Annotated in this window: 15 protein-coding genes; 3 read left to right on the top strand and 12 right to left on the bottom strand. The window is 73.7% G+C overall.

The features are described from left to right. Both QK440_RS32635 and QK440_RS32630 read right to left on the bottom strand, forming a co-directional pair. On the bottom strand, positions 1-849 hold an 849-nt coding region (locus QK440_RS32635), incomplete at its 3' end, for a TerD family protein (RefSeq protein WP_282796853.1). Between the two features lie 140 nt (positions 850-989). Then, a complete protein-coding gene (locus tag QK440_RS32630; protein ID WP_190138696.1) occupies positions 990-1586 on the bottom strand; it encodes a M48 family metallopeptidase in 597 nt (198 codons plus the stop codon). A gap of 309 nt (positions 1587-1895) precedes the next feature. Between QK440_RS32630 and QK440_RS32625 the strand changes: the two genes are divergently transcribed. Both QK440_RS32625 and QK440_RS32620 read left to right on the top strand, forming a co-directional pair. Continuing rightward, positions 1896-3041: a ThiF family adenylyltransferase gene (locus tag QK440_RS32625; protein WP_282796852.1), complete on the top strand. Its 1146-nt coding sequence runs from the start codon at positions 1896-1898 to the stop codon at positions 3039-3041. A 33-nt stretch (positions 3042-3074) separates the two neighbouring features. Continuing rightward, the gene (locus QK440_RS32620) at positions 3075-4433 is read left to right on the top strand and encodes an AarF/ABC1/UbiB kinase family protein (protein ID WP_282796851.1); all 1359 of its coding nucleotides are present in this window, start codon (positions 3075-3077) and stop codon (positions 4431-4433) included. 100 nt (positions 4434-4533) lie between these two features. Here the strand turns inward: QK440_RS32620 and QK440_RS32615 are convergent, their stop codons facing one another. From QK440_RS32615 to QK440_RS32595, 5 genes are all read right to left on the bottom strand, one after another. After that, a complete protein-coding gene (locus tag QK440_RS32615; RefSeq protein WP_282796850.1) occupies positions 4534-4725 on the bottom strand; it encodes a hypothetical protein in 192 nt (63 codons plus the stop codon). Between the two features lie 136 nt (positions 4726-4861). Next, positions 4862-5185: a hypothetical protein gene (locus QK440_RS32610; RefSeq protein ID WP_282796849.1), complete on the bottom strand. Its 324-nt coding sequence runs from the start codon at positions 5183-5185 to the stop codon at positions 4862-4864. Further along, positions 5182-5550, bottom strand: coding sequence for a WhiB family transcriptional regulator (locus tag QK440_RS32605; protein WP_030359819.1), 369 nt, complete (start codon positions 5548-5550; stop codon positions 5182-5184). Before QK440_RS32605 ends, QK440_RS32610 begins: the two co-directional genes overlap by 4 nt. 165 nt (positions 5551-5715) lie before the next feature. Continuing rightward, positions 5716-6042, bottom strand: a complete 327-nt coding sequence (locus tag QK440_RS32600) for a hypothetical protein (protein ID WP_282796848.1) — start codon at positions 6040-6042, stop codon at positions 5716-5718. 163 nt (positions 6043-6205) lie between these two features. After that, positions 6206-8524 carry an ATP-dependent DNA helicase UvrD2 gene (locus QK440_RS32595; protein ID WP_282796847.1) on the bottom strand — a complete coding sequence of 773 codons (2319 nt, stop codon included), beginning with the start codon at positions 8522-8524 and terminating at the stop codon, positions 6206-6208. A gap of 175 nt (positions 8525-8699) precedes the next feature. On the opposite strand from QK440_RS32595, the gene QK440_RS32590 reads away from it, so the two are divergent. After that, positions 8700-8942 (top strand): mycoredoxin, encoded by a 243-nt coding sequence (locus QK440_RS32590; RefSeq protein WP_190138703.1) that lies wholly within the window; start codon positions 8700-8702, stop codon positions 8940-8942. A 14-nt stretch (positions 8943-8956) separates the two neighbouring features. On the opposite strand, the gene nudC is transcribed toward QK440_RS32590, so the two are convergent. The 5 genes from nudC to QK440_RS32565 form a co-directional block, all read right to left on the bottom strand. Then, positions 8957-9904 (bottom strand): NAD(+) diphosphatase, encoded by a 948-nt coding sequence (gene nudC, locus QK440_RS32585; protein WP_190138704.1) that lies wholly within the window; start codon positions 9902-9904, stop codon positions 8957-8959. 71 nt (positions 9905-9975) lie between these two features. Then, on the bottom strand, positions 9976-11397 hold the full coding sequence (locus tag QK440_RS32580) for a dipeptidase (RefSeq protein ID WP_282796846.1): 1422 nt from the start codon (positions 11395-11397) through the stop codon (positions 9976-9978). A gap of 252 nt (positions 11398-11649) precedes the next feature. Next, positions 11650-15360 carry an ATP-dependent DNA helicase gene (locus QK440_RS32575; protein WP_282796845.1) on the bottom strand — a complete coding sequence of 1237 codons (3711 nt, stop codon included), beginning with the start codon at positions 15358-15360 and terminating at the stop codon, positions 11650-11652. Between the two features lie 385 nt (positions 15361-15745). Next, positions 15746-16441 carry a hypothetical protein gene (locus QK440_RS32570; RefSeq protein ID WP_282796844.1) on the bottom strand — a complete coding sequence of 232 codons (696 nt, stop codon included), beginning with the start codon at positions 16439-16441 and terminating at the stop codon, positions 15746-15748. Positions 16442-16609: 168 nt separating this feature from the next. Further along, on the bottom strand, positions 16610-20245 hold the full coding sequence (locus QK440_RS32565) for an ATP-dependent DNA helicase (RefSeq protein ID WP_282796855.1): 3636 nt from the start codon (positions 20243-20245) through the stop codon (positions 16610-16612). Positions 20246-20526: the final 281 nt, after the last annotated feature.

Genomic DNA, 20526 nt, shown 5'->3' with positions numbered 1-20526 from the left:
GGGGGGGGGCCGCCCGGGGGGCCCCGGGGGTGCCCCTGGGCCCCCGGTTTGGGGCGCGCGGCGTCCCCCCGGGGGGGGGGGGGGGGGGGGGGGGGGGGGGGGGGGGGGGGGGGGGGGGGGGGGGGTGTGCTGGGCCGGGGCGGGTGCCGGGGGCGGCGTGTGCTGGGCCGGAGCGGGAGCCGGAGCGGGCGCGGGTGCGGGCGCCGGGGTGGGCGAGGCGGGGGCCGCGAAGGCGGGCGGGGGCGTGCTGGCCGCGGGGGGTGCGAAACCGGGCGCCTGTGCCGGTGCCGGCGCCTGCGGGGCGGCGGCCGCGGGCTCCTCCTCGGCGACCTCCCCGCCGAAGTTCCGCAGCAGCGCGTCGAGGCCGCCGTCGAAGCCCTGCCCGATCGCGGCGAACCGCCACACGTCCTTCAGGTAGAAGTCCCCGAGCATCAGCGCCCGCTCGGTGGAGAACTCCGCACCGTTGAACGCGTACCGCGCGACCTCCTCACCGCCCGCGACGATACGGATGTAGCCCGACGTGATCTGGGACATCTGCCCGTCACCGTCGATCGTCGCGGTGAACGACAGCTTCTGGATCTGCTGCGGGATCCGGTCGAGGGTGACGCGGAAGGACTCGTTGTCACCGGCCTGCGCGCCCAGGAGCTGAAGCGAGCCCTCCGGGGACTTCGGCTGGTTGTAGAAGATGAAGTAACGGTCGTCCGAAAGGCGCTCGTCGGGGTCCAGGCCGAAGCAACTGATGTCGAAGCTCAGCCCGGGGGCAGCGATGTGCACGCCGACGTACAGATCGGTCCCCGCGGTGAGGTCACTGATCTTGGCCTTGTGGCCGCGTTGGAATTCCCTGGGCATACGTAACGACCGTCCCCCGTCCCGAGTGTGAACACGTCGCGCCAGGCTAACCGCTAAGTCCGACAGCGGACGACGTCGGTACAGACCCGGTACACAACCGGCGAGAGAGCCCCCGCGCACGGGCGGCGCCGGGAGCCGTCTCACTCCTCCCTGGCGGCGGGCAGGTGCGGCAGCCGGTCCGCGGCCACCACCCCTTCGAGGTAGCCCCGGGCCCGCTCGGTACGCGGGTAGGCCTCCAGGAGCTGCCAGAAACGCGGCCCGTGCCCCGGCACCAGCAGGTGCGCGAGCTCGTGCACGAGGACGTAGTCGACCACGTACTCGGGCATGCCCTGCAGCCGGTGCGACAGGCGGATGCTGCCCTCCGCCGGCGTGCACGAGCCCCACCGGGTGTTCTGGTTGGTCACCCAGCGCACGGACGTGGGCCGCGCCCGCCCCTCGAAGAACTGCTCCGAGAGCCGCCGCGCCCGCTCGGCGAGCTGACTGTCACCGAGGACCCGTTTGCTCTCCTGCGCGGCCAGCTTGTCCAGCATGACGCTCACCCAGCGCCGCTCCTCCGCCTCGGACATGCGGGCGGGGATGAGGACGACGGTGCGGTCCCCCTCGCGGTACGCCGAGACCGTTCTGCGACGGCGGGCGCTCCGCCGCACCTCGACCGCGCTCGCCGCCGCCCCGGACGACGGCGGGCTGGTCGCGCTGCGCTGTGGACTTCCGGCGCGGTGCAGTGGGTCGACGGGCACGCCTCGACGTTACCGGTTCGGCAACGGGGAAGTCCCGCCTCCGGGACGGTTCAGTACCGATCCACCCGCTGTGCCCTCGATCAGCTCGATTAGTACGACAAACCCTCGTCACCTGTGGACAACCGCACGCACTCCCCACCCGTTTCCCGGCATGCTGGCCATCGAGCGGGCATCGACGCGGACCCCGCAGGCAGGAGGCCAGAGCAAGCGGCACGAAGCGTGGCGTGGCGCGCGCACCACGAGACGACGCGCAGGTCACACGAGGCACGAGGCACGAGGCACGCAACAGGTACGACACGGGGGAACAACATGCATCCGATCCTCAAGCCGACGCTGCGGCGCGGCTGGCGCGATCTGAACACCGTCCAGTGCGGAGTGACGCCCGCACACGCCCGCCTGCTGGGCCCGGTCGACACCGCGACGGGCAGCTTCCTCAGCCTCCTCGACGGCACGCGGGGACTGCCGCTGCTGCGCGAGGAGGGCAAGAGGATGGGCCTGCCCGACGGGCACGTGGACGCGCTGCTCCGGCGCCTGGCTCACGCGGGCCTGCTCGACGACGCCACCGGCGGCGGCCCGGCCGCGGACGCCCTGCGCGCCCGCGCGGACACGATGGACCGGCTGCGCCCGGACCTCGCCGCCCTGTCGGCCGTCACGCCCCACCCCGACGACGGCATCCGCAAGCTGGCCGCACGCCGTGCCACCCGCGTGCGGGTACAGGGCACCGGCCGGGTCGGCGCGCTGGTGGCGTCGGTCCTGTCCGGGGCCGGGGTCGGCCAGGTGGACGTCATGGACGGTGGCTGCGTCGAGCCCTGGGACGTCGCTCCAGGCGGGCTGCCCGCCGACTCCGTCGGGCAGCGCAGGGACGCCGCGGCGCGACGGGCCGTGCGCCAGGCCGCCCCCGGTCGCCCACCACGGCACCCCGAGGCCCGCACCACCGGCGAGCGGCCCCTGTCCCTGGTCCTGATCACTCCACGTGACGGCCTCGACGCCTACGCCCCGGCACCGTCCGCCGCCGAACCCCTGGTCACGGCAGGTACGCCGCATCTCTACGCGGGCGTGATCGAAGGCACGGGCGTGGTCGGGCCCCTGGTACTGCCGGGGGTGAGCGCCTGCGCGAGCTGCCTCGCCCTGGAGGCGACGGACCGTGACGCCGCCTGGCCCCGGATGCTGGCACAGTGGCACTCCGGACACAGGCGCCAGGTCCCCGCCTGTGACCTGGCCCTGGCCACCGCGGTAGCCGGGCTCGCGGCGGCGCATGCGCTGGCCTTCCTGGACGGCGCGGAGCCCGCGGCCGCCGGGGTGCGCTGGCTCGCGGCGACGCCCGGGTTCGCCTGGCGCGCGCAGCGCCTGCCGGCCCACGGCGACTGCCCTTGCGGGGCCGGTGAGCAAGTTAGAGGGGAGCACACCTCAGTGGATCGCGAGCCGCACGAGACAATGACCGGTGTAACCGCCTGAGAGGGCGCGGCTGTCTGGGACTTGGAGGGGCGCATGTCTGATCTTCCCCGGAAGGCGGTCACCCGAACCGCCAAACTGGCCGCGCTGCCGCTCGGCTTCGCGGGCCGCGCGACCTGGGGGCTCGGCAAGCGGATCGGCGGGAAGTCGGCCGAGCTCGTCGGACGCGAGCTGCAACAGCGCACGGCCGAGCAACTGTTCAAGGTGCTCGGCGAGCTGAAGGGCGGTGCGATGAAGTTCGGGCAGGCACTGTCCGTGTTCGAGTCGGCACTGCCGGAGGAGGTCGCGGGGCCTTATCGGGCCGCGCTGACGAAACTGCAGGAAGCGGCCCCGCCGATGCCGACCCGCACGGTGCACGCCGTGCTGGCGGAACGGCTCGGTGAGGACTGGAGGGAGCGGTTCCGTGCCTTCGACGACAAGCCCGCGGCGGCGGCCTCGATCGGCCAGGTCCACCGGGCGGTGTGGGAGGACGGCCGCGAGGTCGCCGTCAAGGTCCAGTACCCCGGAGCGGGCGAGGCCCTGCTTTCGGATCTGAACCAACTGGGCCGCTTCGCCCGGGTCCTGGGGCCACTCATCCCCGGCATGGACATCAAGCCCCTCATCGCCGAGCTGCGCGACCGGGTCTCCGAGGAGCTGGACTACGACCTGGAGGCGCAGGCGCAACGCGTGCACGCCGAGGAGTTCGCCGACGACCCGGACGTGGTGGTGCCCGAGGTGATCCACCAGTGCGAGCAGGTCCTGGTGACGGAGTGGATCGACGGGGTGCCGCTGGCGGAAGTGATCGCCGACGGCTCCCAGGAGGAGCGGGACCGGGCGGGCCAGCTCCTGGCCCGTTTCCTGTTCTCCGGCCCGGCCCGCACAGGCCTGCTGCACGCCGACCCCCACCCCGGGAACTTCCGGCTGCTCCCGGGCGAGAAGGGCGAGTGGCGCCTCGGCGTCCTGGATTTCGGCACGGTGGACCGGCTGCCCGGTGGGCTGCCCCCGACGATCGGCCGCTCTCTGCGGATGACGGTCGAGGGCCAGGCGGACGCGGTGTACGAGATGCTGTGCGAGGAGGGCTTCGTCAAGGATTCGGTCGACCTGGAGCCGGAGGCCGTCCTCGACTATCTGCTGCCGATCATCGAGCCGGCGCTGGCGGACGAGTTCACCTTCACCCGCGGCTGGATGCGCAGCCAGGCGGCGCGGATCGCCGATCCCCGCTCCCCCGCCTACCAGCTCGGCAAGCGTCTCAACCTGCCGCCCTCATACCTGCTGATACACCGCGTGACGCTCAGCACCATCGGCGTGCTGTGCCAGTTGGGAGCCACGGTACGCATGCGGGACGAGCTGGAGGAGTGGCTGCCCGGCTTCCTCGCGGACGAGCCGGAGCTGGGCGACGCGGCGGCTGAGGCATGACCTGAGGGGGGCTGGGCCGGGGGGCGGGGTGGGAGGGGGGAGGGGGCGGGGGGGGAGCCCCCCAGGAGCCCACCCAAGGGATAGGCGCCCCGCAAGCCCGCTACCACCAGGTCGAGTCGAGCCGCCCCTCGATGGCCCGGAGGTTCTCCCGCGAGCAGGTGTCGCAGAAGTAGTGGCGGGTGCCGTTCTCCACGGAGCAGGTCCAGGTGGGCGGGCGGCCGTCGGCGGCCGTGCCGCAGCGGGAGCACACGAGGTCCTCGGTGTCCGCAGGGTGAGAAGACTGCTGGTCCACTGGGCGACCATATCGTCGCCGCCGGGTCTCCGGGGCACAACGCACCGCGGGGGCCGGTCCGTTCGGACCGGCCCCCGCGGGCTTGGGGCGAAGCTCGTCGGGAGCTTCGTGTGTGCCTGAGTGGCGCTGGCGTGGCCTACTGCATGACCGCCATGGCGAGCGCGCGGCGGGCGCGCAGCGAGGCGCGTTCGGCGCGGCGCTGCATCCTGCGGGCGGCGATCAGGCGGGCGGCCGGGCGTTGCTGCTCGGCCTCACGCAGTCGCTCGTGCATATGCGCACGGGCGAGGGCTTCTGGGATGAGTTGCATTTCTCGGGTCCTGTTCTGGCGCGAGCCGGGCGCGCCGGTGGTGGTGAAGTCTGGGGTCGCGGAGCCGGTGAGTTCGTTGGCTGGTGCCTTCATCGGGGCCTGCTTCTTGGGGTCGTGCGTGAGGGGGCGGTCGATCGTTCCAGCGGTGTTCATGCCACTACCGGGTTCTTCCGCGGGCGGCCACGCGGGCGCTTGCGGGCTACGACGACGCCCTGGACGAACAGCTCACCGCCCCAGACACCCCAGGGCTCGCGCCGCTCCTTGGCGCCGGCGAGGCAGGCCTCCATCAGCGGGCAGGTGCGGCAGAGCGACTTGGCGTACTCGACGTCGGCCGGGGACTCCGCGAAGAAGACTTCCGGGTCGTAGGCGCGGCAGGGGACGGGTACGCCGAGGTTCTCGATGGCGTCGTCGAGCGCGGTGAGCGCGGTGAGGGGGGTCAAGGTCGGGTCCTCCGTGGGTGCGGGCGGCGGGAGCGTGTCTGAAGGCGGTACGGACGGGGCGTGCGCTTCGAGTTGCACGGTGTGTTTTCCTCGTCTGGTCGTTCCGGCCTGGTCGGCCGGCTGGCGGCTGGTACCGGGTCTTGCTGTGGCCCCTTCGCTCCGTCTCCCTGTTTTGGGGAAAACAGAAGGGCCGCGGATCCCGGGTGGGGTTCCGCGGCCCTGAAGGCGCCGGTCTGATCGAGATCAGACTGGATCACTCCAGGGTTCGAGCCCACGGAAGGCCCACATCGTGTGGTGCTGCGTCGTCTGCTTCCGGAATCCGGCACCGGCTGCCGCGAGGGCATAGGCCTGCGCCTGTGCCGTCACTACCGCTTCCGGTGCCTTGGTCGGTCGCTCATTGCCCTCACGGATCTCCAGACCCAGGAGAGGCAGGGAGGCAGCCGGACGCACGGCGGCGTTGCCGACGGACAGACCGGTGCCCTGGTGCGAGAAGCCGAGCAGGCAGGAAGCGACGACCGAGCGATCGGTCATTTTGGCGGTGCTGACGAAGCTGTCGTTGATGCTGATCACTGGAATCGCCTCCTCTCGGCGTCTAGGGGAGCGGCCGAAGCCGGTCCTGCGGACTGACAAGTACAGCACGGAACCGGGGCTTCGGAGAAGCCCGCCGTTTCCGTGCTAAGAACCTATGGGGATTGCTGGCGCATGCGCAAACTATTTTTTCGACGAGTTCGGCTCAGTTCGCCTCGTCGCCGTCGGCGACCTCCTGACCTGCGCAGATGGCGAGGACATCGGCGCCGTAGGTGCGTACCTTGCGCAGGCCGACGCCGGGGATGCGGGCCAGCTCGCTCTCCTCCTCGGGCACGGCTTCGGCGATCGCGATCAGGGTCTTGTCCGTGAAGACGCAGAACGGGGGCTGTCCGATGCGCCGTGCGCGTCCGGCACGCCACTCCCACAGGCGCTCGTAGAGCCCCTCGTCCATGTCGGACGGGCAGTCCTCGCACCGCATGAGCTTCATCTCGCCGGCCTCGGTGAGGGTGCGGCCGCAGACGCGGCAGCGGGCCGGTGTGCGGCTGCGGCGGCGGCGCTCGCGGGGGCTGCCGGGGTCGCTGCCGCCGGTGCCGCGTTCGATGCCGCCGGTGCCGCCGGTCGCCCGTGTCCCGGCGGTGGTGCCCGACCCCGGGCGCAGGCCGTCCAGGAACCGGGTGGCTCTGCGGTTGGGGCGGCCGCCGGGTGAGCGGGAGACCGCCCAGGACAGGGAGAGGTGGACGCGGGCGCGGGTCACGCCGACGTAGAGGAGCCGTCGCTCTTCCTCGATCTGCTCGTCGGTCCTGGCGTACGCGATCGGCATCATGCCCTCGGCGAGGCCGACCAGGAAGACGGCGTCCCACTCCAGGCCCTTGGCGGCGTGCAGGGAGGCCAGGGTGACGCCTTCGACGGTGGGGGCGTGCTGGGCGGCGGCGCGCTCGTCCAGCTCGGCCACCAGGTCGGCGAGGGTGGCGGTGGGGCGGGCCCGGGCGAAGTCCTCGGCGAGGCGCACGAGGGCGGCCAGGGACTCCCAGCGGTCCCGTACGGCGCCGGAGCCGGCGGGGGGCTCGGACGTCCAGCCCTTGGTGGACAGGACGGCCCGGACCTGGGAGGGCAGGTCGACCACGTCGTCCAGGAGGGCGTCGTTGGCGCCGAAGCGGGCGGCGCCGCGCAGGGCCGCGCCGGCTTCGCGTACTTCCGCGCGCTCGAAGAAGCGCTCGGCGCCGCGGAGCTGGTAGGGGATCCCGGCGTCGGCGAGGGCCTGTTCGTAGATCTCGGATTGCGCGTTCGTGCGGAAGAGGACGGCGATCTCGCTGGCGGGGGTGCCGTCGTCGAGGAGGGCGCGGATGCGGCGGGCGGCGCCTTCGGCTTCGGCGGGCTCGTCGGCGTATTCGGTGTAGACGGGTTCGGTGCCGGGGTCGCGCTGGGAGACCAGGTGCAGGCGGTGGTCGGCGGCGCGGCCACTGGCCTGGGCGAGCAGGCCGTTGGCGAGGTGGACGACCTGGGGGGTGGAGCGGTAGTCCCGGACGAGTTTGACGACGGTGGCGCCCGGGTGGCGGGTGCGGAAGTCGAGGAGGTGGTCGGGGGTGGCCCCGGTGAAGGAGTAGATGGTCTGGCTGGCGTCGCCGACGACGCAGAGGTTGTCGCGCTCGCCGAGCCACAGCTCCAGGAGGCGCTGCTGGAGGGGGCTGACGTCCTGATACTCGTCGACGACGAAGTGCTGGTACTGGGAGCGGACCTGTTCGGCGATGTCGTGGCGGTCCTGGAGGATGCCCACGGTGAGGAGCAGGACGTCCTCGAAGTCGATGACGGAGCGGTTCCGCTTGAGCTCTTCGTAGGCGGCGTAGAGCTGGGAGATCTCGGCGGGGTCGCGGGGGGCCTCGCGGCCGCGGCGGGCGGCGACGGCGGCGTAGTCGGCGGGGACGGTCTGGGTGACCTTGCACCATTCGATCTCGCTGGTCACGTCCCGCAGCTCGTTGCGGTCGAGGCGGACGCGGCAGGCGGCGGCCGCGTCCGCGACGAGCTGGACCTTCCGCTCGACGATGCGGGGCAGGGAGCCGCCGACGGCCTTGGGCCAGAAGTAGTGGAGCTGGCGCAGGGCGGCGGAGTGGAAGGTGCGGGCCTGGACGCCGTGGGCGCCGAGCTGGCGCAGGCGGCCGCGCATCTCGCCCGCGGCGCGGTTGGTGAAGGTGACGGCGAGCACGGTGGCGGGCTGGAGGATGCCCGCGTGCACTCCGTACGCGATGCGGTGCGTGATGGCGCGGGTCTTGCCCGTGCCCGCGCCGGCGAGCACGCAGACCGGCCCGTGCAGGGTGGTCGCGACCTCGCGCTGCTCGGGGTCGAGCCCGTCGAGCACCGCGTCTGCCCCGCTCGGCGGGGCCGAGTATGCGGAACCGCCGGGGTCCCGCGGGAAGAGGGTGGAGTGCGTTGCTGCTGTCACCCCGCCATGCTGCCAGGTCTCGTGGGACGCGTGAGCGGGTTGTCCACAGGGAGGCGCCAGTAGTCGTACTAATGAGTCGAAGCTCATGCCCAGGGCCAACCAGGCACATGACAACCCGCTCGGCCGCACACGCTGCCGCCCCCTCAGCCCAGGCAGGGGTACGGGTCCGGGAATGACAGTCGCGTCGCGTACGTTCGACCTGGTGCGAGAACGCACCCGAAGTGCGAAGACGCACCCCGAGCCGTGAAGGAGCGCGAGAGACATGCCGGGCACCGTGACGATGTACAGCACCACATGGTGCGGCTACTGCCGCAGGCTGAAGGGCCAGATGGACCGCGAGGGCATCGCGTACACCGAGGTCAACATCGAGCAGGACCCGGAGTCCGCCGCGTTCGTCGAGAAGGCGAACGGTGGCAACCAGACGGTTCCCACCGTCCTCTTCCCGGACGGTTCGACGCTGACGAACCCCTCGCTGGCGCAGGTCAAGCAGAAGCTCGGCGCCTAGGCGCCGGGGCGGGGTCAGGCTGCCGTGCCCGGGCGCGGCAGGGCCTCGCCGTACCAGAGTTCGATCAGGCGGGCCGCGATCGAGATGCCGTAGGGAGGCAGGACCTCCCCGGACTCGAACGCGGCCCGCAGGTCGTCCCGGGAGAACCAGCGGGCCTCGTGGATCTCCTCGCCGTCGACGTTGATCTCCGACGAGGTGGCCTGCGCCATGAAGCCGAGCATGAGGCTGGAGGGGAAGGGCCAGGGCTGGCTGGTGACGTACTCAACGTCGCCGACGGTGACGCCGGCCTCCTCCCAGACCTCACGGCGTACGGACTGCTCGATGGACTCGCCGGGCTCCACGAACCCCGCGAGCGTGGAGAAGCGGCCCTCGGGCCAGTGCACCTGGCGGCCGAGGAGCGCGCGGTCCTTCTCGTCGGTCACGAGCATGATCACGGCGGGGTCGGTGCGCGGGTAGTGCTCGGCGCCGCAGGCCTGGCAGCGGCGGATGTGGCCGGCCGCGGCGATGACCGTGCGCTCGCCGCAGCGCGAGCAGAAGCGGTGCATGCGCTGCCAGTTCTCCAGGGCCACGGCGTGCACCATGAGGCCGGCGTCTCGCGGGGACAGGAGCAGGCCCGCCTCGCGCAGTCCTGCGGCGCGCGCGGACGCGTCCATGCGGCCGGGCAGCGTGTCCTTCTGGAGCGCGAAGTAGCTCACGCCGTCCTCGTCGGTGCCCAGGAAGTAGCGGTGGGCTTCGGTGAGGGGCGCTTCGAAGGTCGGGGTCATGACCAGTTCGGTGCGGCCGTCGGGGGTCTCGTCGATGAGGACCTGGCCGCCGGAGACCACGAAGACCCGGGTCGAGGGGTGGCTCCAGGCGGCGGCGAGCCAGGCCTCGTCGAGCCGGTGGTGGGCCGCGCGGTCGATGCCGCTCGGCGCGGTGAGCGAGACGGGCCGGTCTGCGGCGCGGTCGGTCCAGGTGGTCACTGGTGCTTCCAACTCCCCCGTTGCTGTGGGTGGTTCGGCGAGCGGGTGTCTAGCGGGTGTCTGCGGTGTGCTCAGTGTGCGTCGGGCCAGTGCTCCGCGAGGTCGCCCCACAGGTAGGCGGTGGCCTCGACGCCCTTGAGGAGCAGGTCGAGCTCGACCTTCTCGTTGGGCGCGTGCCAGCCGTCGGAGGGGATGGAGATGCCGAGGAACAGCACGGGCGCGTCGAGGACGTCCTGGAGGTCGGCGGCGGGGCCCGAGCCTCCTTCGCGCGTGTAGCGGATCTCCTGCTCGAAGGCGCGGCCCATGGCGCTGGCCACGGAACGCAGGGCGGGGTGGTCCAGCGGGGTCAGGCAGGGGCGGGTCGCGGCGCCGAAGGTGATCGTGTGCCGGATGCCGTCGGGGAGCTGGTCGGCCACCCACGCGCGGACGGCCTCCTCGACGTGGTCGGGGTCCTGGCCGGCGACGAGGCGGAAGGAGAGCTTCAGCATCGCGCTCGACGGGATGATCGTCTTGCCGCCGGCGCCCTGGTAGCCGCCTCCGATGCCGTTGACCTCGGCGGTCGGCCGGGCCCAGATGCGCTCCAGGGTGGTGTGGCCGGCCTCTCCGTGGGTGGCGTACGACGTGGCGGTGCGCAGCCACTCGCTCTCGTCGAAGGGCAGCTCCGCGAAGAGCGCGCGTTCGCGGTCGGTGAGTTCGACGATGCCGTCGTAGAAGCCGGGGACGGCCACGCGCGCGTGGTCGTCGTGCAGCGCGGCGACGAGCCGGGCGGCGGCCGTGGCGGGGTTGGGCACGGCGCCGCCGAAGGAGCCGGAGTGGATGTCCTGGTCGGGGCCGTACAGCTCGATCTCGCAGTCGGCGAGGCCGCGCATGCCGGTGCAGACCGTCGGGGTGTCCTTGGACCACATGCCGGTGTCGGAGACGACGACCGCGTCGGCGGCCAGGCGGTCGCGGTGCCGCTCGATCAGGTCGCGGAAGTGCGGGGAGCCGGACTCCTCCTCGCCCTCGACGAGGAGCTTCAGGTTCACGGCGGGGGTGGTGCGGCCGGTCAGGGCGAGGTGGGCGCGCACGCCGAGTGTGTGGAAGAACACCTGGCCCTTGTCGTCGGCGGCCCCGCGCGCGTAGAGGCGGCCTTCGCGGACGACCGGCTCGAAGGGGTCGGTGTCCCAGCCGTCCGCGCGGGCGGCGGGCTGGACGTCGTGGTGGCCGTAGACGAGGACGGTGGGAGCGTGCGGGTCGTCGGACGGCCACTCGGCGAAGACGGCCGGGGCGCCGGGCGTCGGCCACACCTCGACGGTCGGGAAGCCGGTCTCCTCGAGCCGCGCGGCGAGCCATTGGGCGCTGCGGCGCACGTCGTCGGCGTGCTCGGGCTGCGCCGACACGGAGGGGATGCGCAGCCACGCGGCGAGGTCGTCGAGGAAGGCGGCGCGGTGCTCGTCGATGTACGCGCGCACGGTGCTGACGGCGCTGTCAGCGGGGTCGGCGGTCTTGCTCATGGTCACGAGCCTATCGGCCCGTGGGAGCGTTCTGATCCGGCGGCCGGTCGGTCCGGACGCCGCCTCCGCCGGGGCCGCCGGGCGGGGTCGCCCCGGGGTCGCGGCGACCGCCCTGGAGGGCGTGGGCCCGCCCGGAGCCGCCGCCGTCCCCGTGGTCGTCACCGCCTCGGCCGCCCTGGCGGACCCCGCCGCCCCGACCGCCCGCGGCGTCGTCCCCCGTACTGGCCCCGTACTGGCTGCCCTCCCTACTGGCTACTGGCCGTACTGACCGTCCTCGCCGTCCTGGGCGTCCTGGTGGGCGTCCTCGCCGAGCAGGATCCGCTCCAGCTCCGCGCGGCCGGGCAGGCCGTCCGGGCGGACGGTGTCGCCGGTGCGGACGTACAGGAAGGCCGCTGTCACCGACTCCAGGGGGACGCCGTGTTGCTCGGCCCACGCCAGGCGGTACACGGCGAGCTGGAGCGGGTCGGCGTCCTGGGTGCGGCTGGTCTTCCAGTCGACGATCTCGTACGTGATGTCGTCGCCGTCGCCGTTCTTGTAGACGGCGTCCATGCGTCCCCGGATGACGCGGCCCGCGAGGGAGAGCTGGAAGGGAGCCTCGACGCGGTACGGCGTGCGGTGCGCGTACGGGGTCCGCTCGAAGGCCTCCTTGAGCGCCTCCAGGTCGCGCTCGTCGGCGATGTCGGCCTCCCCCGGGTCGCCGCCGGGCAGCTCGTCCGGGCCAAGCATGGGCAGGGGCAGCTCTTCGAAGCGGGCCTCCACCCAGGCGTGGAAGCGGGTGCCCCGGCGCGCGGCGGGCTGGGGCGGCCGGGGCATGGGCCGGGCGAGCTCCTGGGCGAGGCCGTCCGGGTCGGCGGCCAGGCGCAGGAGCTGGGAGGCGGTGAGGGTGGCGGGCAGCGGCACCTCGCGGATGCCTTCGCGGGCGCGCAGCAGCTCGCTGGTGAGGGCGTCCAGGTCGCGGTCCCAGGAGGCGAGGACGCGGGACTCCTCCGGCGTGAGCGCCTGCCCGGGGGTGTGGGTCCGCCCAGGGGCGTGCGGTACGCGCGCGTGCGGGACGGCTGCCCCGGGGACGGGAGGGTCGCTCTCCTCGTGCACCGGGTGGGCGGCGGCCTCCGGGGGCGGAGGAGCGGCCGCCTCGTGTGCTGGATGCGGCGCCGGGTGCGGCAGCGTGGGGCGCTCGGTGTCCCTGGAGTCCCGGGCTTCCCGGGCGTCCCAGGCGTCCCAGTCAGCGGGGTCCTCGTCCGCGTGCGGGAGGGCCTTGCCCTCGCCGTCGTACGCGTGCTCGCCCTCGCCCTCGCCCTCGTAGGCATCCTCGGGCACGTTCTCGTACGCGTAGTCGTCCTCGTACGCGTACTCGTCCTCCGGGGGGAACCCGTCGGCGTCGTCCTCGGGCGGCGGCGGTGGCCACTCCGGGTCCGCCGCCGGGTGGGATTCCTGGTGGTCGCGGGCCCCGCCGGGCAGGAGAAGGCGGTCCAGATGGGCCTGGACGGTGTCGGCGGCGGCGCGGCGGCGGGCCAGGGACGCGGGGTCGAGCGGCAGCGGCCAGGCGTGATCGGCCGCCGCCTCGCGCAGGGCGGGGTTTTCCTCGCCGTCTTCCGGTGCGTCGGCCCAGGCTTCGATCTCGCCGTGGCCGGCGGCGCAGTGGTCGTACAGGGCGGTGAGGAAGGCGGAGGGGCCGCGGGGCTTCTTCTGGGTGGGGCCCCACCAGTGGCCGGAGCCGAGCAGGAGGCTGCGGGGGCGGGTGAAGGTCACGTAGCCGAGGCGGAGCTCCTCGGTGTGCTGGTGGTCCTTCATGTCGGCGTGGAAGGCCTTCATGCCCTTGGCGTCCCAGGCGGTGATGTCGGGCAGGGTCTCGGTGTCGCCGCGCAGGGCGTGCGGGACGACCTTGGCCTGGGCGGTCCACTTCTCGCGGCCCTGGGTGCTGGGGAAGGTGCCGTTGACCAGGCCGGGCACGGCGACGACGTCCCACTCCAGGCCCTTGGACTTGTGGGCGGTGAGCACCTTGACGGTGTTCTCGCCGCCGGGCAGGGCGTTGTCGAGGCCCTTCTCGTACTGCGCGGCCGTGCGCAGGAAGCCGAGGAAGGCGAGCAGCGAGGCGGAGGGGTCGTTGGCGGCGAAGGACGCGGCGACGTCGAGGAAGTTCGACAGGGTCTCGCGGCGGCGGGCGGCGAGGGCGTGCGGGGACGCGGACAGCTCGACTTCCAGGCCGGTGACGGCGAGGACGCGGTGCAGGACGTCCATGAGCGGGTCGGCGAGGGAGCGGCGCAGGTCGCGCAGTTCGGCGGCGAGGCGGGCGAACCGGACGCGGGCCTCGGAGGAGAAGGGCAGGCCGTCGTCCTCGGAGGCGTCGATCGGCGACTCCAGGAACGTATCGAGCGCGTCCGCGAGGGATATCACCTCGGACGGGTCGACGCCTTCGACGGCTGCGGCGAGGCGCCGGTCGGGGTCGTCGGTGGCGTCGGCGGGGTGGCCGTGGCGGACCAGGAGGCGGGCGCGGCGGCCCAGGAGGGCGAGGTCGCGGGCGCCGATGCGCCAGCGGGGGCCGGTGAGGAGGCGTACCAGGGCGGCGTTGGCGCCGGGGTCCTGGAGGACCTCGCAGACGGCGACGAGGTCGGCGACCTCCGGGAGGTGCAGCAGGCCCGACAGGCCGACGACCTCGACGGGGACGTCGCGGGCGACGAGGGCGCCCTGGATGTCGGCGAAGTCGGTCGCGGTGCGGCACAGGACGGCGATCTCGCCGGGGGGCGTGCCGGTGCGGACGAGGTGGGCGAGGGTGTCGGCCATCCAGGCGATCTCCTCGCCGTGGGTGCGCAGGAGGGCGCAGCGGACGGTGCCGTCGCGCTCGGCGCCAGGGGCGGGCCGCAGGGCCTCCACGCCCGCGTGGAGGGCGCGCAGGGGCGCGGCGAGGCCGTTGGCGAGGTCGAGGAGGCGGCCGCCGCTGCGGCGGTTCTCGCTGAGCGCCTGGCGGGTGGCGGGGCGGCCGTCGGCGTGGGCGAAGTGGTGCGGGAAGTCGTCGAGGTTGGCGACGGAGGCGCCGCGCCAGCCGTAGATGGCCTGGCAGGGGTCGCCGACGGCGGTGACGGGGTGGCCGGTGCCGCCGCCGAACAGGCCGGCCAGGAGGACGCGCTGGGCGACGGAGGTGTCCTGGTACTCGTCGAGGAGGACGACGCGGAACTCGTCGCGGAGGATCGCGCCGACGTCGGCGCGGGTGCGGGCGAGGGTCGCGGAGTGGGCGATCTGGTCGCCGAAGTCGAGCAGGTCGCGGGCGCGCTTGGCCTGTCGGTACCGCTCGACGAGGCCGGTGAGCTCGATGCGGGCGGCGGCCGTCTCGGGGACCTTGCGCAGGTCGGCGTTGGTGAGCTTGGCGCCCGCGAGGGTGCCGAGGAGCTCCGTGTCGTACGCGCGGAGCGCCGCGGGGTCCACGAGGTGCTCGGCCAGCTCGCTGTCGAGGGCGAGGAGGTCGCTGACGAGGTCGGGGAAGGAGCGGGTCAGCGCCGGGTACGGTCCGGGGGCCTCGCGCAGGACGCGTGCGGCGAGCTGGAAGCGGGTGGCGTCGGCGAGCAGCCGGGAGGTGGGCTCCAGGCCGATGCGCAGGCCGTGGTCGGTGAGCAGGCGGCCGGCGAAGGCGTGGTACGTGGAGATGACCGGCTCGCCCGGGGTGGCGTCGGGGTCGGCGGCGTCGGGGTCGGTCACGCCCGCCTTGACCAGGGCCTGGCGGACGCGGTCGGCGAGCTCGCCCGCCGCCTTGTTGGTGAAGGTCAGGCCGAGGACCTGCTCGGGGGCGACCTGGCCGGTGCCGACCAGCCACACCACACGCGCGGCCATCACCGTCGTCTTGCCCGATCCGGCTCCGGCCACGATGACCTGCGGGGCGGGCGGCGCCGTGATGCAGGCCGTCTGCTCCGGGGTGAACGGGATGCCGAGGAGCTCCTTGAGCTCGTCGGGATCGGTGATGCGGGAAGACACGTCAGAGAGGCTAGCGGCGGCCACTGACAAACGGGGCGGATCCGGTCGTCAGGGGCCGCCGTCGCGGGAGGGGCGGCTCGGCACGGGCAGAGCTCGGCGGGAGGCGCGGCTCGCCCGAAAGGGGGGCCACTGGAAGGGCGGCTCGCCGGAAGGGTCCGAGCAGTGGGAGGTGCTGCTCAGGGGCGGTGTCGAGCGGCGGAAGGTGTCGAGCAGCGGCGGGGCCCTTCACGCGGAAGCCGGGCCGGCAGCGGGGCCGCCCGGCGCGCCCGGACAGTCCCAGGTGTGACCCAAGAGCCCTGGGCAGCTCCAGGGCGTGGCCCAGGCCCCAGGGTGTGGCCCAAGCCCCCAGGAGGCCCGGGGGCGAGACCCGGGGCGGCGGGGCGGCTCAGCGGCCCGCCAGCTCCTTCTCGTCGACGACCTCGCCGGACGGCGGTGCCTTGACGTCGATGGGCTTGTCGAAGTCGCGGAAGGTCGCCGTGCCCTTGGAGTCACCGTCGTTGGTGACCTTCAGGAAGTACGGCTTGCCCTCCAGGGCGACGTAGAAGGTGGTGGTCTCGTCGCCCTTCTTCCTCACCAGGACGGCGGTCTTCTGCCCGTCGACCTCGGCGTCCTTCCCGCGCTCCAGGCCCTTGAGCTTCTTGCCCTCGAACATCTTGCGGCCGCCCAGGTCGCAGGCGCTGTCCCCCTTGGCGGGCGACTTCACCCAGCGCCCCTTGACGCGTCCGGCGACGCCGGGACCGGTGGCCTTCCAGAACGTCTCGTCGCCCTTGATGTAGGAGGTCTTGCCGATGGTGAGGAGCTCGGAGTGGCCGGTCTTGGGCGATTCGATCGTGGCCTTGCAGTCGCCGCTCTCCAGGACGGAGAACTTGCCGGTGATCTCCTGGCCGTCCTGGGTGGTCCGGCTCAGCATCGTGAAGGAGCCGGCGTCCCGGGAGGCCGTCGACGCCTTCTTGGCGATCTTGTCGGCGCTCATGCCCTCGAAGGGGTCCTTGTCGCCGCTGTCGCTGCTGCAGCCCGTGACGCCGATGACGGCGGCGGCGCAGACGGCTGCCGCTGCCAGGAGCTTACGGTTGGCTGCCATGTGGGGGTCTCCTCAGGACGGTGCACGTTCGAAAGGTGCGGGACGCACCGGGCGCCGCGTACACGGCGCGGCTTGACGGAGACCTTAGATGGCCCCTGCGGCTGCCGTGGGCGCGGGTGGTGGAACGTGACGTCGGCCACGTACTGGCAGGGCCGGTGGGGTACGGGGTCACTCCACGACGTGGCGGCCTTCGGGGAGGGCGCTGCAGGAGGCGCGGAAGGCGCAGTGGTTGCAGTGCTGGCCCGTGGTGGGGGTGAAGCGCTCGTCGAGGACCTTGCCGGCGGCCGTGGCCAGCAGGCCACCGATCCAGTCGCCGCCACCGTTGCCGTCGCCGTTGCCGCCGCCACCGTCGCCCTCGGTGCCGTCCCCGCCGTTGGCGCCGTCCTCGCCGCTGCTGTCCGTGCCGTTCCCGTTCCCCAGGGGCGCCTGCGACTGCACCTTGGGCAGGGCGTCGCCGCCGTCCTTCTTGGCGGCGCCCTGGCGCAGGTGCACCAGTTCCGCGCCGCCCGCCTCCGGGCGGGCGCCGTCGAAGAGGGCGTCGGCCGCGCCCTCGCGCACGGCGAGCTGGTAGACGGCGAGCTGTGGGTGGCGGGCGACCTCGGCGGCGCTGGGGACCTGCTTACCGGTCTTGAAGTCGACCACGTAGGCGCGGCCGTCGGCGTCCCGTTCGACACGGTCCATGGAGCCACGTACGCGCACCTCGTAGGGGCCCGCTTCCAGGGTGACGTCGAAGTCGTGCTCGCCCGCGAGGGGGGTGCGGCCCGCGTGGGCGCCGCTGACGTGCCACTGGAGGAAGCGTTCGAGCGCCACGCGCGCGTGCTCCTTCTCCTGCTCCGACTTCCAGGGCGCGTCGAAGGCGAGGGCGTCCCACACCGATTCGAGGCGCTCCATGAGGACGTCGAGGTCGGCGGGCGTGCGCCCGGAGGCGACCTCGTCGGCCAGGACGTGCACCACGTTGCCGAAGCCCTGGGCGGCGGTGGCGGGCGCGTCCGCCTTCACCTCGCGGCCCAGGAACCACTGCAGGGCACAGGTGTTGGCGAGCTGGTCCAGGGCGCTGCCGGAGAGGACGACCGGCTTGTCGCGGTCCCTGACGGGCACCGTGCTCGCCGTCGGCTCGAACATGCCCCACCACCGGGAGGGGTGCGCGGACGGTACGAGGGGCCGCCCGTCGGTGTCGCCGAGTGCGGCGAGGCGGGCCAGGCGCTGGGCCGCGGCCTCGCGCAGGGCGTCGGAGGCGCCCGGGTCGACGGTCGTGGCGCGCAGCTCCGCGACGAGCGCGGCGACGGACAGCGGGCGGCGCGGGCGGCCCGTCACGTCCTTCGGCTCGACGCCGAGTTCGGTGAGGAAGCGGGACGGCTGGTCGCCGTCGTCGGCGGGTGCCTTGACGGCGGTGACGACGAGGCGTTCCCGCGCGCGCGTGGCGGCCACGTAGAACAACCGGCGCTCCTCGGAGAGCAGCGCTCCCGGGGTGAGGGGTTCGGCGATGCCGTCGCGTCCGATGCGGTCGGCCTCCAGGAGGGAGCCGCGGCGGCGCAGGTCGGGCCAGAGGCCTTCCTGGACGCCCGCGACGACGACGAGCCGCCACTGGAGGCCCTTGGAGCGGTGGGCCGTCATGAGGCGTACGGCGTCGGGGCGCACGGGGCGGCGCGTGAGCGTGTCGGCGGCGATGTCCTGGGCCTCGATCTCCTCCAGGAAGTTCAGGGCGCCACGGCCGCCGGTGCGCTCCTCCGCGCGCGCGGCGGTGGCGAACAGGGCGCACACCGCGTCCAGGTCGCGGTCGGCGTTGCGGCCCGCCGCGCCTCCGCGCCGCGCGGCGCGCTCCAGGCGCCGGGGCCAGGGGGTGCCGTCCCACAGCTCCCACAGCGCCTGTTCGGCCGTGCCGCCGCCCGCGAGCCGGGCCCGTGCCCGGGCCAGGAGCTCGCCCAGCCGCTGGGCGCCCTTCGCGTACGAGGGGTCGTGCGCGACCAGCCGCTCCGGCTCGGCCAGCGCGCGGGCGAGGAGGACGTCGGAGGGCGGCGGCAGGGGGTTGCCCGCGGCGCGCTCCTCCTCGCGCAGGGCGCGGCCGAGGCGGCGGAGGTCCGCGGCGTCCATCCCCGCGAGGGGGGAGGTGAGCAGGGTGAGGGCGGTCTCGGTGTCGAGCCAGGAGCCGACCGCGCCCGCTCCTGCGCCCGTGTCCGCTTCCGTGCCGGCGTCGGTGCCGGCTTCGGTGCCCGTGCCCGCTTCCGTGCCCTCCAAAGGCGCCGCTTCGGAATCGCTTCCCTCCAGGGACACCGGTTCGGAGACCTCACCCCCCAGGGACACCGGTTCGGAAACGTCACCCTCCAAGGACGCCGGTTCGGAAACGTCACCCCCCAGGGACCCCGGTTCGGAAACGTCACCCTCCGAGGCCGACGAGACGAGAACGTCCCCCTCCAGGGACGCCGCTTCGGAATCAGCCTCCTCCCCCTCCGAGGGCGACAGCCCCGCGGCGTCCGTCTCCCCCAGCTCCGCCGTGGCCACCGCGCGCAGGGCCGTCAGGAGGGCCGTCAACGCCGGCTCGTGGCGCAGGGGGATGTCGTCGCCGTCTATGTCCAGGGGGACGCCGGCGGCGGTGAGGGCGCGGCGGAAGGCGGGGATGGTGCGGGTGCCGGCGCGGACGAGTACGGCCATCTCGCTCCAGGGGACGCCGTCCTCCAGGTGGGCGCGGCGCAGGACGTCCGCGATGTTGTCGATCTCCGTACCCGCCGTGGGGAACGTCAGGACGTCGACGCGTCCGCCGTCCGTGACGGCGGCGAGGTCCCGGTGGGCGCGCACCTTCTCGGCGGGGAGGCGGGTGAGCGGCATGCGCCGGGTGAGGAGGCGGGTGGCGGCCAGGAGGCGGGCGCCGGAGCGGCGGGAGGTGGTCAGGACCTCGACCGGTGCGGGGGTGCCGTCCGCGCGCGGGAAGTCGGACGGGAACCGGAGGATGCCGTTCACGTCGGCGCCGCGGAAGGCGTAGATGGACTGGTCGGGGTCGCCGAAGGCGACGAGGTCGCGCCCGCCGCCCGCGAGGGCGCCCAGGAGGCGCACCTGGGAGGGGTCGGTGTCCTGGTACTCGTCCACGTACACGGCGTCGTACTGCGCGGCCAGGGCCCGCGCGACCTCGGGGCGCTGGGCGAGCAGCACCGCGCGGTGCACCAGCTCGGCGTAGTCCAGTACGCCCTGGAGGTCGAGGACGTCGAGGTACTCGGCGAGGAACGCGGCCGCCGCGCGCCAGTCCGGGCGGCCGGTGCGGCGCGCGAAGGCGTCCAGGGCGGCCGGGTCGAGGCCCAGCTCGCGGCTGCGGGCCAGGACGGCGCGCACCTCGTCGGCGAAGCCGCGGGTGGTGAGGCAGGCGCGCAGCTCGTCCGGCCAGCGGACGCGGGCGAGGCCCTCCCTGCCGAGGTCGAGCTGGCCGGCGAGCAGTTCCCGTACGGCGACGTCCTGCTCGGGCCCGGAGAGCAGCCGCAGCGGCTCGACGAACAGGTCGGCGTCCTGGTGGGCGCGGACCAGGGCGTAGCAGAAGGAGTGGAAGGTGGTGGCCTGCGGGGCGTCGGCGGCGCCGAGGCGGTGGGCCATCCGGTCGCGCAGCTCCACGGCCGCCTTGCGGCTGAACGTGAGGACCAGGACGCGCTCGGGGTCGGTGCCCTTGGCGACGCGCGCGGCGACCGACTCGACCAGGGTGGTGGTCTTGCCGGTGCCCGGACCTGCGAGGACGAGCAGCGGGCCGCCGTCGTGGTCAACCACGGCGCGCTGTCGTGCGTCCAGGTCAGGGGGGTCCGCGGGGATCGGCGGGGTACGCACCAGCCGGTAGGCACCCGAGGCCCCCTGTCGTACCTGCTGGTACGACAGGTGCCTGGCGTGCCGTGCGTGCCGGGCGGAGGAAGTGGAGCTCACGTGGGTCGCCGGTCCTGGTGGGTGTGCTGATCGAGGAGTGGCTGCGGGACAGCTACGAGATGAGGGTGCATGCGTGCTGTCGACGCTACGCCAGCGGGTGCGTGGGGCGTGGGGCTTCCCCCGTACGGGCCACCGGCCCACCGTCGGGCGCCCGCGTGCCGGAGGCTGTCAGATGTGAGCCTCCGGAGCCC

This window comes from Streptomyces sp. CC224B, assembly GCF_030010595.1.
Taxonomy (GTDB): domain Bacteria; phylum Actinomycetota; class Actinomycetes; order Streptomycetales; family Streptomycetaceae; genus Streptomyces; species Streptomyces longispororuber.
Note: the sequence above shows the minus strand (reverse complement) of the source record. Positions and strands in the feature narration are given on the sequence as shown.

What these genes read in the sequence shown, in the direction of transcription:
- QK440_RS32590 (WP_190138703.1), top strand. Translation starts at nt 8,700, where the DNA reads ATGCCGGGCACCGTGACGATGTACAGCACCACATGGTGCGGCTACTGC.
- QK440_RS32595 (WP_282796847.1), bottom strand. Translation starts at nt 8,524, where the DNA reads ATGAGCTTCGACTCATTAGTACGACTACTGGCGCCTCCCTGTGGACAA.
- QK440_RS32610 (WP_282796849.1), bottom strand. Translation starts at nt 5,185, where the DNA reads ATGAACACCGCTGGAACGATCGACCGCCCCCTCACGCACGACCCCAAG.
- QK440_RS32580 (WP_282796846.1), bottom strand. Translation starts at nt 11,397, where the DNA reads ATGAGCAAGACCGCCGACCCCGCTGACAGCGCCGTCAGCACCGTGCGC.
- QK440_RS32625 (WP_282796852.1), top strand. Translation starts at nt 1,896, where the DNA reads ATGCATCCGATCCTCAAGCCGACGCTGCGGCGCGGCTGGCGCGATCTG.
- QK440_RS32570 (WP_282796844.1), bottom strand. Translation starts at nt 16,441, where the DNA reads ATGGCAGCCAACCGTAAGCTCCTGGCAGCGGCAGCCGTCTGCGCCGCC.
- QK440_RS32620 (WP_282796851.1), top strand. Translation starts at nt 3,075, where the DNA reads ATGTCTGATCTTCCCCGGAAGGCGGTCACCCGAACCGCCAAACTGGCC.